The 12,763-nt window shown below is 49.9% G+C and carries 14 protein-coding genes; 9 read left to right on the top strand and 5 right to left on the bottom strand.

Going from position 1 to position 12,763, the window contains the following annotated elements:
- Window positions 1–2,594: S8 family serine peptidase (locus AC0QH1_RS25595; RefSeq protein ID WP_324634263.1), on the top strand; the 2,594-nt coding region annotated here is incomplete at its 5' end.
- A 302-nt stretch (window positions 2,595–2,896) separates the two neighbouring features.
- On the opposite strand, the gene AC0QH1_RS25600 is transcribed toward AC0QH1_RS25595, so the two are convergent.
- From AC0QH1_RS25600 to AC0QH1_RS25610, 3 genes are all read right to left on the bottom strand, one after another.
- On the bottom strand, window positions 2,897–3,106 hold the full coding sequence (locus tag AC0QH1_RS25600; protein WP_324634264.1) for a hypothetical protein: 210 nt from the start codon (window positions 3,104–3,106) through the stop codon (window positions 2,897–2,899).
- 288 nt (window positions 3,107–3,394) lie between these two features.
- Window positions 3,395–3,553 carry a YqaE/Pmp3 family membrane protein gene (locus tag AC0QH1_RS25605; RefSeq protein ID WP_324634266.1) on the bottom strand — a complete coding sequence of 53 codons (159 nt, stop codon included), beginning with the start codon at window positions 3,551–3,553 and terminating at the stop codon, window positions 3,395–3,397.
- Between the two features lie 169 nt (window positions 3,554–3,722).
- Complete coding sequence (locus tag AC0QH1_RS25610; RefSeq protein WP_324634267.1) at window positions 3,723–3,971, bottom strand: hypothetical protein; 249 nt, start codon at window positions 3,969–3,971, stop codon at window positions 3,723–3,725.
- A 47-nt stretch (window positions 3,972–4,018) separates the two neighbouring features.
- Between AC0QH1_RS25610 and AC0QH1_RS25615 the strand changes: the two genes are divergently transcribed.
- From AC0QH1_RS25615 to AC0QH1_RS25625, 3 genes are all read left to right on the top strand, one after another.
- The gene (locus tag AC0QH1_RS25615) at window positions 4,019–4,318 is read left to right on the top strand and encodes a hypothetical protein (protein WP_324634269.1); all 300 of its coding nucleotides are present in this window, start codon (window positions 4,019–4,021) and stop codon (window positions 4,316–4,318) included.
- Complete coding sequence (locus AC0QH1_RS25620) at window positions 4,305–4,640, top strand: HepT-like ribonuclease domain-containing protein (RefSeq protein ID WP_324634271.1); 336 nt, start codon at window positions 4,305–4,307, stop codon at window positions 4,638–4,640. The genes AC0QH1_RS25615 and AC0QH1_RS25620 overlap by 14 nt, the downstream gene beginning before the upstream one ends.
- 559 nt (window positions 4,641–5,199) lie before the next feature.
- Window positions 5,200–6,342, top strand: coding sequence for a methyl-accepting chemotaxis protein (locus AC0QH1_RS25625; protein ID WP_324634272.1), 1,143 nt, complete (start codon window positions 5,200–5,202; stop codon window positions 6,340–6,342).
- 47 nt (window positions 6,343–6,389) lie between these two features.
- Here AC0QH1_RS25625 and AC0QH1_RS25630 read toward each other — a convergent pair whose 3' ends face one another.
- Window positions 6,390–6,737, bottom strand: a complete 348-nt coding sequence (locus AC0QH1_RS25630; RefSeq protein WP_324634273.1) for a translation initiation factor — start codon at window positions 6,735–6,737, stop codon at window positions 6,390–6,392.
- 146 nt (window positions 6,738–6,883) lie between these two features.
- Here AC0QH1_RS25630 and trpB point away from each other — a divergent pair, with 146 nt between their 5' ends.
- The 3 genes from trpB to AC0QH1_RS25645 all read left to right on the top strand — a co-directional run bounded on the left by trpB (window position 6,884) and on the right by AC0QH1_RS25645 (window position 9,624).
- Window positions 6,884–8,128, top strand: coding sequence for a tryptophan synthase subunit beta (gene trpB, locus AC0QH1_RS25635; RefSeq protein WP_324634274.1), 1,245 nt, complete (start codon window positions 6,884–6,886; stop codon window positions 8,126–8,128).
- A complete protein-coding gene (locus AC0QH1_RS25640; protein WP_324634275.1) occupies window positions 8,121–8,780 on the top strand; it encodes a CAP domain-containing protein in 660 nt (219 codons plus the stop codon). The genes trpB and AC0QH1_RS25640 overlap by 8 nt, the downstream gene beginning before the upstream one ends.
- Window positions 8,781–8,994: 214 nt before the next feature.
- Window positions 8,995–9,624, top strand: a complete 630-nt coding sequence (locus tag AC0QH1_RS25645; RefSeq protein WP_324634279.1) for a ribonuclease H-like domain-containing protein — start codon at window positions 8,995–8,997, stop codon at window positions 9,622–9,624.
- A gap of 91 nt (window positions 9,625–9,715) precedes the next feature.
- On the opposite strand, the gene AC0QH1_RS25650 is transcribed toward AC0QH1_RS25645, so the two are convergent.
- Entirely contained in the window at window positions 9,716–10,498 is a 783-nt protein-coding gene (locus AC0QH1_RS25650) for an RNA polymerase sigma factor SigF (protein WP_324634276.1), read from the bottom strand.
- Between the two features lie 690 nt (window positions 10,499–11,188).
- Between AC0QH1_RS25650 and prfB the strand changes: the two genes are divergently transcribed.
- Both prfB and AC0QH1_RS25660 read left to right on the top strand, forming a co-directional pair.
- Window positions 11,189–12,311, top strand: a protein-coding gene (prfB, locus tag AC0QH1_RS25655) for a peptide chain release factor 2 (protein WP_324634277.1) whose coding sequence is annotated in 2 segments (ribosomal slippage) — window positions 11,189–11,260 and window positions 11,262–12,311 — 1,122 coding nt in all. Because the reading frame shifts where the segments join, the coding sequence is not laid out codon by codon here.
- 135 nt (window positions 12,312–12,446) lie between these two features.
- The gene (locus AC0QH1_RS25660) at window positions 12,447–12,662 is read left to right on the top strand and encodes a DUF3285 domain-containing protein (RefSeq protein ID WP_324634278.1); all 216 of its coding nucleotides are present in this window, start codon (window positions 12,447–12,449) and stop codon (window positions 12,660–12,662) included.
- Window positions 12,663–12,763: the final 101 nt, after the last annotated feature.

A 12,763-nucleotide genomic window follows, 5' to 3' on the forward strand; every position in this document is an offset into this window, starting at 1 on the left:
GCGATACCAACTATCGACTCAGTACCTCCGGTCAAATCGTCGATACTGCCGGAAACACCATGTCATCGGCGCGGTATATTACTCTAGGTCAAACGATTGCTGAACGAGTCAGCAGCAGCGACCAATACGATTACTATCGGTTTAGCGTCAACGGGCCGACCCGAGTCAACCTGAGCATCTCCGGCATGAGTGCCGATGCCGACTTGTTCTTACTGAGTTCCAGTGGTAGCACCGTTGCCAGTTCCACCAATGGCAGCAACAATACCGATTCAGTCGCCGTGAATGTAAACACCGGCACTTACTACATCCGCGTCAAACGCTATAGTGGCGACACGAGCTATACACTGAGGACTTCCGGTCAATCTTTGAATCGAATTCCTGTTGTTAGTGGTTCAAATCAAACCTGGAATATCGGTTACTACATTTATCCCACCTTCAACGTCAGCGATCCAGACGGAGATGCGATCGTGCGTTACCGCTTCCAAGATCTCAATAGCGCTTACAACAGTGGCTATTTCGTCCTCTGGCAGAATGGCCGTTGGGTACGTCAACCCTCCACCTTTGAGATTACTGCCAGCCAACGCAGTTACCTCCGCTTTGTCAGTGGCAGCGTTCCCGGCGATAACCGCATTTCCGTCCAGGCGTATGATGGTCGCGCCTGGAGCAATCCAGCCTACATGACCATGACCGCCGATACCGCAGGTAACAGCATCAACAATGCCCGCAATCTCACCCTGGGTCAATCTCTCACGGAATACGTCAGCCAGTATGACGGGGATGATTACTATCGGTTCACTGTGAATACTCGCAGTCGGGTCAATTTGAGTATTTCTGGCATGAGTGCCGATGCCGATCTGCGCTTGCTCAATGCCAACGGCAGCACCATTGCCAGTTCCGTCAATGGCGGTAACAACAGTGATTCTGTCAGTCAATATCTAGATCCCGGCACCTACTACGTCCGCGTTAACCGCTTCGCTGGCAGCACTGGATATAACCTCAATACCTCAGTGCAAGCAGTTTCCACAGGGCCGAGCTTTACCGCTTTCTCTGCCGTAGATGCTTCTGGGGATGGCACCAGCAATACGGTCTTCCAACGGGGCGCATTACGGTTGAACTGGGCTACCAACGTTACCCCCACCAGCGTGCGGGTATTCGCTCGCAATCAAGCAACGGGTGCTGTCACCGAACTTTCTATCCTCAATCGAGATGGGGTTCGTCTGGCAAATCTGAACAACCAAAATTTATCCGCCGGAAACTACAGCATCTACGCCGAAGCGCGAGATGCCAGCGGCAATGTCGGACGCTCCAGCAACGTTCAGATGCGAGTGCTGGCATTTAATCCCAACAATGCCAACAGTCTCAAGATTGGAGACTTCCGCAATGGCTCCCATACCTTCTCTGGCATGACCCAAGGGTCGGTCTTCATTGGCGCAGGTGGGACTGATACCCTCAACCTCTCCGGTATCCGCAGCAGTGACGTGACCTTCAATGCCAATAACCGTGCCGTATTTGGTGGCACCACGTTTGATTGGTTGCGCGTCAACAGTACGGGTCAAGAGATTTACTTCCAAGGGTATGAGCGAGTGCAATTCTCCAATGGCACCGTCAATCTCGGCGTCACGCCTAACGACCCCTTATTCTCGCAACAGTGGAATCTGCGGATGATGGACGTTCCTGGTGCGTGGCGATTTACAACGGGTTCGAGCAATGTTCTGCTGGGTATAGCGGATACGGGGTTGAACCTCAATAGTTATAATCGACCGACCCACTCTGACCTGAATAGTGGACGATCCATTATTGATAGTTCTGACCAAGACGCTTTAGCCGGTCGTCGTGGTTGGGGACATGGAACTGCGGTTCAAAGTGTTGCTGCTGCTGATACGAATGATGGATATGGCATGGCTGGAATTAACTGGTCTAGCCCAGTGTATGTCTCGAATGTCTTTGGCTCTCGTTCATTTAATGCAGCGGCTCAAGAGCAGATCGAATATGCCCGAGCCAGGGGTCAGCGACTGGTTTACAACTTGAGTGCTGAATATATTAGCAACTACTATAATGCTGCACTGGCTAATCTCATGCAGCAGAATGCAGATACGGCACTGTTTGTGATTGCTTCTGGTAACAGTCAAAACCGACCGACTAATGTTGTCTCTTGGCCTGCTAACTTTGCTGGACAGTATGGTAATGTCATGGCAGTGGGTGCTGTGGGTGACAGTAATGGTAACAGCGCCACCCGCCACCCTTACTCGCAGTACGGTTCAGAACTGACTGCAGTTGCACCTTCGGGCATTTTGACGGCTAACATCAATGGCCGTCACGAGAATACCTGGGGAACTTCATTTGCTAGTCCCAGCATGGCAGGCGCTGCCTCTCTTGTCTGGAGTGTCAATACTGGTTTGAGTGCAGGAGATGTGCGAAATATCCTCACCAGCACGGCAAACCGAGTATGGCGCACTTGGGGGGGTTCTAATACGGGCAATCAGTACGGTGCGGGATTGGTTGATGCTGAAGCGGCAGTGCGTCGCGCTGATGCGCTTAACCGCAACCGCACTGTGGCAAATCTCTTCAATCATGGCGGTTTGTTTTTCAGCTAATGGGTTATCAAGGGATTAACTTTTAGTCCCACAAAAGGCGATCGCTCTTTCATTTCCCGATAGAGCGATCGCCTCTCCAAGTACAGTTAATAGAGTGGGCACAGCTTCTAGATATGAGTTGCTCCTAGCAAACAGCCCAGTGGCTTTCTCTGCCCACCTGCCTACTTTTGGGGGAAAATCGACGCGATCGCCCACTCCTTGAATAAGGTCATCATCCAGTGGATTAATCGGAATAATTCCCGAATCTCAAAACAATTGTACCCCCGTCGGTACAGGCTCTTTACCAGAGTTACTTTCCACTGTTACCTCTCTTGAGGTTGTTGGTGGGTGGATTGGGTTTTTAGGTGCGCGATCGCCATCGCGGCGAAGGAATTGGAACTCGCTTCTAACTCCGGAGATCGCTGTTCGTAGTCGAGCAGTTTCACATTGGAAAACTCTAGCAACACTCGGGTTACCAAAATTTCATAACAATATTCCGTGAAACGCCAATCCGGGCGCTCCTCCCCTAACAAGGCTAAACTGACTACTTGGTTTCAAGAATTTCTGGGAAAAAAGCCGATCGCAGGTTTGAAGTACACCGCTATTGCTGCTTTCCACGGACTATACTACTCTGCTTTTTTCTTTTTTATTTTCGCTTGATTTTGATTAAAAAGTTATTTATTTTAAAATTTTTAATTTTTACTTAAACCATTTTTTGGTCTTTTTCAACGTCATAAAAACCTAAAAAATGAGGTTTTCTAACAAAAATATTGTAGGATGGGCACTGCCACCCTACTCTTGATTACATTACCAAATAGCGTCTATTTTTTGGCGATAATCCATACGGCATGAACGATACCGGGGATGTAACCCAATACCGTTAACAAAATATTAATCCAAAAATCTACGCCGATTCCGACTTGCAAGAAAACGCCTAGGGGGGGCAAAAAAATCGCGCAAAGAATTCGAACTAAATCCATAAGAAACTCCCTCATTATCAAAAAAAGTGGGTTGGGGTCGAACAGTGGGGCGCGAGATAAGGTATTGCGTCTTGATGCTTGACCCTATTACTATCTTAACGATTCCTTTGGTAAAGAAATCCGTACTCCTACAGATAAGGAGGGTAGGAAGTCAGGATTGAGGTGGGTGCTAAATGTTGCTATATTCGGCGTCGGTGGGGGAGAGAAACCCGTACTGGAATCGGATTTGGGTAATTTTTTCAAAAGGAGAGATGCAAACCACGCTTTGCTTGCGCCAGGGGTATGGGGGGCGATCGCCGATTCCAACCCCGATCGCAACAGAGGGCGTGGGGATCCTCTCCTGTCGCTTCGCCGATCGCGCCCTCTGTTGCGGAAATGGCAATTCTCCCCAGTTCACCTCGATCCAGAGCCGATGCAAATAGTGGTACCCTAGATGAGGGAGCTGACTCGACGAGTGTCAAGAGGATGGAAACTTCTACAAAACCCCACGGTGACTTCGCCGATCTGGCAAAAGTCGCCGATTTTGCTAGCTTCATACCCCGCAGCGATCGCCAAAATGCTCTAAGGGCGATCGCAATTCGCCTATTTTTTACCTTAGACTCGCATCCTTGTGCCGTGACTTCAGTTCCGAATCCATCGGATCGAAGCAATCTTTTTCCCACAGAAACACAGATGGTTCGCCAAAGCGCAGATGGAGTCAATCTAAAACCCTTACGCCCTCAAGCTGTCCCAACTTTAGCTGAGGTGATTTATGCCACCGCGTGACTTGCAATACCTGCTGGATATTTTAATATCGGCTAAACTTGCTTTGAGCTATGTCTCCAGAAGTAGCTGGTCAGATTTTCTGGCGAATATTCAATTGCAAGATTCGGTGGTTCGCCGACTCGAAATTATTGGCGAAGCCGAACGTCGTCTTTCTGAAAAAACGCGGATTTCTTTATCTCGAATCCCTTTTATTATGATGCGAAATCGCATTATCCAAGAATATGACAAAATTGTATTAGAAGTGGTTTGGGAAACGATTCATAACGATTTGCCACCCTTAGTAGAAGCCCTGGAAAAAATTGTCCCCGAGGAACCAGAGTAATCCGATCGCCACTCCATTCTTCGCTCAAACGCCTCCCGCCAATCCCGACAAATCCATCCTCAACTGAGCCGAAATCGGCTTGATGGCGTTGGACTTTCCCCTCCTAAAACCCATCCTCCACCTCCATCAATCCCACTCCACGATTTCCCCGCCATCCGAACCCCAAAGCGTATTCTGCTCATTTCTAATTGGCAATTGGCAATGGATGAGGGAACAATTTCATTACCGTAAGCGCTTGTTCCGGGCTACAATTAAATTCAGGCTTTCAAGTATGGATCCATTGGTGGGGTTTCTTTCTGGAATTGGGTGCAGAGATAAGGTAGGGATCCCGAAAAATTGGAGCGATCGCGATCGAAGCGTAGGTTAGGGATGCCCCTATTGGAGATCGCGCCTATCCCCACTGAGATAAAATAGCATCCAGACCATTATTTACCCACCAGAAAATTTTATTATAAAAGCCAAATCAGGGTAACATTAAATTTGATGATAACTCTAAAAAAACCAAATACTTTCTGGCAACCCAAACCAAAGGAAATTCAAACCAAAGGAGACACCACTGATGAAGTATGTCAAAAAACTGGGGGCTTATATTTGGCTTGTTTGTAGCCTACCAACTTTTGGATTTATTGCCATGACAAGCGTGGCCTGGTTTAATGGAAATCGAGCCTACGATTCCTGGAGAACGGTAAAGCAGATAGAGGAACAAATCGAAGAAACTGGGGAAAGCGCATTAAGTATTTCAGAGCGGCAATTGCTAGAGAGAGAAAGCGCCAACCTAGAGAATGCATTACTATGGGTGCGCTTAACCCTGCTAATCGGGGGATTAATCGAACTGGGATTGGTGTTAAATTGCGTTTTTTCTATTGTCTCGGGTGTTAGCCGGCGGATAGAGGAATTTGCCCAAGAAATTACCCGTTCATCCACCGATATTGCCACTACAATGGTTCAGCAAGAACGCATTGCCAACGAGCAAGCGGCATCGGTGAATCAAACCACGACGACGATGGATGAATTAGGCGCATCATCGCGACAATCTGCCGAACAAGCCGAAGCTGCAGCTGCAGATGCTCGCAATGCCTTAAGCTTAACCGAGGGAGGGAGCAAAGCGGTAGAGCGCACCTTAAATGATATGTCCGCGCTCAAAGAAAAAGTCGGAGAAATTGCCCAACAGATTTTACGTTTAAGCGAACAAACTTCTCAAATCCGCAACATTTCTGGATTGGTTAGCGATTTAGCCACCCAAACCAACATGTTGGCACTCAACGCCGCCGTGGAAGCAGTGCGGGCGGGGGAACATGGAAAAGGATTTGCCGTAGTGGCGAGTGAAATTCGCAAACTTGCCGATCAAAGTCAGAAATCCACGGAAAAAATTAATGCTTTAGTTTCGGATATTCAAACAGCGATTAATTCTACCGTAATGGTTACCGATGAAGGAACCAAAACTGTAGATGCCAGTTTAAACGTTGCGAAAGAAACGGCACAAGCCTTTCAAGGAGTGACCGAAGCGATCGACAATATTACCGTAAGTACGCAACAAATTTCCCTGAGTGCCAAACAGCAAGCCGTTGCCATTCAACAAGTAGTGGATGCAATGAATTCCCTCAATCAAGTGGCCAATCAAACTGCCCAAGGGATTACGCAAGTTAAAGTGGGTACAGAGCGACTCAACGATGTGGCGCAGGATTTGCAGCAAATTGTTTAAAAAATAGGCCGATCGCATCGGTGTAAACTCGTCCAAGATCATCCCACTTAGCCGCCACTAATTTTGGCTTTATAACCCTCTTTGGCGAGAATTTCGACAATTTTTTGCTTGTGGTCGCCTTGAATTTCAATCGTATCTGCTTTCGCAGTACCGCCAGTGCCGCACTGACTTTTTAAGCGCTTTGCCAGGGCACTGAGAGTTTCCGGTTTAGCTTGAAACCCGCTAATCACCGTCACCGTTTTGCCTTTGCGTCCTTTGCGAGAGGCTTGGACGCGGAGATTGTGCTCCGAGGGAGGGAGTTCCGGAACCGGACGTTCCGTTGCCCGATTAGTTTGAGAACCAAACTCTTGATATGCGATGCGATCGCCACTGGATTTCTTTTTAGAAGATGCCATAAACGCGAAAAATAACGATAGAACTTTGGTTTCAGGGTAGCGCGACGCGCCCCCAGGCATCGGTCGGTTCCAGCCCTATCTTAAAACCGACTTACGGCGAACAGTCCTTATAATAGAAAGTTGTTTAATTGATTATCCTTTGCCCCGTGACCACAACACCAAGACCCACAACTTCCGGAACCCCCACTCCAAACCCCGATCCTCTGGGACGCTTCGGGCGCTTCGGCGGCAAATACGTGCCCGAAACCCTGATGCCCGCCTTAGCCGAGCTTGAAACCGCCTATCAGCAATACCGCCAGGATTCCGAATTCCAAGCCGAACTCAACCTGTTGCTGCGCGAATACGTGGGACGGATCACCCCGCTTTATTTTGCCGAACGCCTGACCCAACATTACGCCAGACCCGACGGTAGCGGGCCGCAAATTTATCTCAAACGCGAAGACCTCAACCACACCGGGGCGCATAAAATCAATAATGCGATCGGACAAGCACTCCTTGCCAGACGGATGGGCAAACAGCGCATCATTGCCGAAACTGGTGCGGGTCAGCATGGGGTCGCCACCGCCACAGTTTGCGCCCGGTTTGGCTTAGAATGCGTCATTTATATGGGCGTCCAAGACATGGAACGGCAAGCCCTCAACGTCTTTAGAATGCGCCTGATGGGGGCCGAAGTGCGTCCCGTTTCTGCCGGCACCGGTACCCTAAAAGATGCCACCTCAGAAGCGATTCGCGATTGGGTGACGAACGTAGAGACCACCCATTACATCCTCGGTTCCGTAGCCGGCCCGCACCCTTATCCGACGATCGTGCGTGACTTCCAAGCGATTATCGGGCGGGAAACGCGCCAGCAATGCGAAGAAAAATGGAGCGGAGTGCCGGATATTCTGCTGGCCTGCGTTGGTGGTGGATCCAACGCGATCGGACTTTTTTATGAATTTCTCCGCGATGCGAACGTGCGTCTGATTGGGGTAGAAGCAGCCGGAGAAGGGGTAGAGTCCAAGAAACACGCGGCGACCTTAACCCGGGGCGAAGTGGGCGTTTTGCATGGCGCGATGAGCTATTTGCTGCAAGATGAAGAAGGTCAGGTGCTCGAGGCGCACTCAATTAGTGCGGGGTTAGATTATCCGGGAGTCGGACCGGAACATAGTTATTTGAAAGACAGCCAACGGGCGGAATATTACAGCGTCACGGATGCGGAAGCGTTAGGGGCGTTTGAGCGGTTGTCGAAATTAGAAGGAATTATTCCGGCATTGGAAACGGCCCATGCGATCGCTTATCTCGAAACCCTTTGTCCGCAACTCGAGGGCAGCCCGCGCATTGTGATTAATTGCTCTGGACGTGGAGACAAAGACGTGCAAGCTGTGGCGAAATACCTGCAACCCGATGGATAAGGTTGACGCGCAACTGCCGCGATCGCCGGAAAACCCCCACTTGCCAGGGCAGTGGCGGTGTGAAACCCCTGATGCTGGGTGGGTAGGCATCCCCTCGCCGATCGCCGGGAAGGGGGGGTGGTTCCGATGGTGGCCGATCGCGGCGATCGCCTTTACCCTGGCAAGCTGTAGGTTCACCCTTCCACCCCCCTCTCCTCCCGTGAGTCCTTCTCCTTCACCGAATAATTTGTCACTGCAAACTTCCTCTAATTCCACCAGCGAATATCGGGAATTGGAGCGCACCGTTTTCCAGCTTGTGAACGAGTATCGTGAATCTCAAAACCTGCCGCCGTTGCAACTCGAGGAACCGATTAGCCAAGTGGCGAGGCAGCACTCTCGGTCGATGGCAACTGGAGAAGTTTCGTTTAGTCATGGGGGATTTGACCGGAGAATTGAAGCGATCGCCGAGTCGATTTCCTATCGAGGAGCGGCGGAAAATATCGCCTACAATCAAGGGTATAATAATCCCGCTCAACAAGCGGTTGAAGGGTGGATAAATAGTCCCGGGCATCGCAAAAATATGCTGGGCAATTATGACCTCACCGGGGTGGGAATTGCCAAAAACGCCGAAGGGGAATATTATTACACTCAAATTTTCATCAAGACGCGGTAATTGCACTGCGATCGCCAATTGGGGTGGGGCAACGCTTGTCCCACCCCAATTGGGTGGGGGTATTTTGCACGAAAGCTTGACAGGTGTGCAGTTTTCCGGGATGCTAAAGAGCGAAATCTCCGGCGAGGAAGTGCGCCAAGCGGGAGAAGGCGGGAATAGCAAGTTTCTCGCGCGCAAAATTGCGGGGGAGAGCAGGAGGAGGAAAGCTAAAGCGATGGGATTGACAGATTTTCAAGTATGCGATCGCGATTTGACGGAAGAACAGTTAGCGGAGTATTTATATGCAGGGGCGATCGCGGTGGATACGGAAACGATGGGACTGTTGCCCCAGCGCGATCGACTTTGTTTGGTGCAACTTTGCGACCCTTCATCGCGCGTCACCGTGGTTCGCATTCCCAGAGGACAAACAGAAGCCCCCAATTTAAAGCAGCTTCTGGAACATTCCAACATCGTCAAAGTATTTCACTTTGCTCGCTTTGACATGGCGACTCTGCGCTATCATCTGGCGATCGAAGTCCAACCCGTTTTCTGCACCAAGATTGCCAGCAAACTCGCGCGCACCTACAGTCCTCGTCACGGTCTCAAAGAGGTGGTGCAAGAACTGGAAAACGTAGAACTGGACAAAAAAGCCCAGAGTTCCGACTGGGGAAATCCGGACAATCTCTCGCAAGAGCAATTGAGTTACGCCGCCAACGATGTTCGTTACTTGCTGCCCGTACAACAAAAATTAATGGGAATGCTCAAACGCGAAGAACGGTGGGCACTCGCCCAAGAGTGTTTTCAATGTTTGCCCACCTTCGTTGCTTTAGATTTACTGCAATATAAGGATGTGTTCGAGCATTAAGTGGAGTGGCAAAGAGAAAGTGGAGGGTTGGTTTACCCCCCACTTTCCTCGCGGTTGAATGCTGCATTTATTCCATGCCTGCAGTATTTTTCTAGGACTCGGTTTGAGTTACGGATCCTTGCAACGCACCGACCATTTGCTCCAAACCGCGTTTAATCCAGCGCGTCACGGTCATCGGACTGACACCAATTTGTTCCGCCACCACCTTGCGCGGAATATTTTGGAAAAACACCGATTCGATCGCGGTTCTGGTTTTTTCTTCCAGTTGGTTGAGCGCTTCTTGCAGTTGTTGTCGTTCTTCTTCCAGGCGCTGTAGGGATTGGTAGTGACTATCCACCAATGTCTCGCCCAAGGTGACTGGGGTATCCACGTGCTGAGACACCAAGGCATCCAAACTCAGGGGGTTGCGATTTTGACCCGCCAACTTGCTTTCGCGCCACTCTTCCAGAGAAATATTTAACTCGGCGGCAATTTCTGCCTCTTTCGGGGGGCGTCCCAGGGACTCGGTTAGGGCTTCGCGAACTTTTTCCCCTCGGGATTGCAGTTCTCGCCAGCGACGCGGAATCTTCACGGAAGATGCTTTATCGCGTAAAAAGTGCAGCATTTCGCCGCGAATGTAGGGCACCGCAAAGGAACTAAAGGCACAGCCTTGGGTGGGGTCGAACCGTTCGATCGCCCGAATTAAGCCCAAGTAACCGATTTGTTCGAGGTCTTCATACGGCTCTGCACATTGATGACTGACGCGATGGGCGATTTTTCGCACCAAACCAGCATTCAACCGCACGAGCTGATTGCGAATTTCTAGGGAGGGATTTTGGTGGTACGAAACTAACAGTTCCATCCCTCTATAGCGCAGAGAGGATTGAGTTGCCATTCTAGTAAATCCTCAATAAGGACATCCCCGTGATGTTTGGGGAGATAAGTCAGAGACTTTTGTAAAAGCTACTGATAAAGATTAGTTAATTTTGTCCTTATTCTGTCCTAAGATAGATGCAACTTACTAGGGGCGTTTTACGGAACTCCTGCCCTAGGATCCCCGAAATTTCCGTAAAAATACTGAGGTTTTTTCTGGCTTTTTGCGATCGCCTTTCCGGTTTGTTAAGAAAGCTTGCTGAAGAATGAGAGTCATAGTACGCTTAAATCCTCTGTTGGCGGGTAATGGAGCGATTTTCTGGCGAGTCACCTCAATCGGCGCTTTTGTGACCATTTGCCGGCATTTAGCAACAATTCTCAACTCAATTCCGTCTGCGAAACTCTTCCCAAGGGCGGAGGGTACTGCAAGGACTTGCCACGCATGCGCGATCGGGTTCGGAAAGCTTCCCCAAAAAACCGGATCCCAATTCTTCCCTCATTCTTTACAATTAATCGTGGAGTAATTAGCCCCAATACTCCAGATCGATTTTTCATGCGGGTTAGGGATGCAAGAAATGATGCGCCATCCGGGCCTTTCGCCGAGACGCCCTATAAGGTCAACGAAGGGGTTTGAGTTCCCGCATCGCGTTCCTAGCCGCAGTATTGTAGAAGATCGATGGAGTCCACTCTGGTCTAACTCAATTAACTCAATATGGAAGTCCTAGACATCAAACGCGAAGTCGAACAGTTGTCCGATCGCCTGGGTAAAACCCAGGACTATCTTTGACATTCCGGTTCTCAATGCCAAAATCCATGACTTAGAGCAGCTTGCGGCTCAACCTGAGTTTTGGGATGACCCCAATCAGGCGTCTGAGATCCTGCAAGAACTCAACGAACTCAAGTCCCACAAGGAGCAGTATCATCAGTGGAAAAATAGCCTCGAAGATACCAAGGCAATTTTGGAACTGCTCGAACTTCAACCAGACGAGGCGCTGCTGCAAGAAGCGCAAACGAATATTACCCGCCTCGATCGCGAACTCGAACGCTGGGAGTTGCAACAGTTGCTTTCTGGCCCTTACGACAAAAACGGGGCGGTATTGACGATTAATGCTGGCGCAGGTGGCACGGATGCCCAAGATTGGGCGGAAATGCTGCTGCGAATGTACACTCGTTGGGGGGAGAGTCACGGTTACAAGGTTTTGTGCAGCGAACTGTCCCCAGGAGATGAAGCCGGAATTAAATCGGCTACCTTGGAGATCGAGGGTCGCTATGCTTACGGCTCTTTGAAAGCGGAAAAAGGCACCCACCGCTTGGTGCGAATTTCTCCGTTTAATGCCAATGGCAAGCGCCAAACTAGCTTTGCTGGGGTGGAAGTGATGCCGATTCTCAATGAGTCGGTGGATCTCGACATTCCGGAAAAGGATTTGGAGATTACCACGTCTCGTTCTGGCGGTAAGGGCGGGCAAAATGTCAACAAGGTGGAAACTGCAGTGCGTGCGGTTCACATCCCCACTGGCATCGCGGTTCGCTGTACCCAGGAGCGATCGCAATTGCAAAATAAGGAAAAAGCCCTTGCTTTGCTGAAAGCAAAGTTGCTGGTGATTGCTGAAGAGCAACGCGCCGCCGAAATTGCCGAAATTCGAGGCGATATGGTGGAAGCCGCCTGGGGCAACCAAATCCGCAATTATGTGTTTCATCCTTACCAAATGGTCAAGGATTTACGCACCAATGTGGAAACCACCAACATCTCTGATGTGATGAACGGCAACCTCGACCCATTCATCGAAGCCTATCTACGTCAGGAAACGCAGCTAGGCGAGGTCTCTAGCGCTTAATTGAGCCTCCAGAACCTACAGAAAATTGAGAATTGTGCAGTTGAAGGCTCAATTCTCAATTTTTTCTTCTCTCAACCATTTTGTGAACTTATTGTTACAATTCCCTAGAAGCCTTTCGCGTTATCATCAATCCTTATGACTCATCCATCCACTCCCGACACCCTCTCTGACACCCCCCAACCTGACCAGGCGATCGCCGCCCCTGCGGAAGAATCGCAGCCCAAAGATAGTTATGTCAAATTGGCAATGCGTAATATGGTACGCAAGCGAGGCACCTCAGTGAAGCATTTTCTGTTGAGTGTAGTAGGGCTATTGGCGGTGCTGATCGGGCTTTCGTACTTAACGCGCTAGAGGTAATCAGCGGGCGAAGGAAGCAGGTCAGGGACTCCGTAGAAACCAACCCCATGTCTAAAGCCAGGGGCTTGTACTTCTAACCACCTGACCAGCCTAAA

It is taken from the genome of Phormidium sp. CCY1219 (assembly GCF_055795085.1).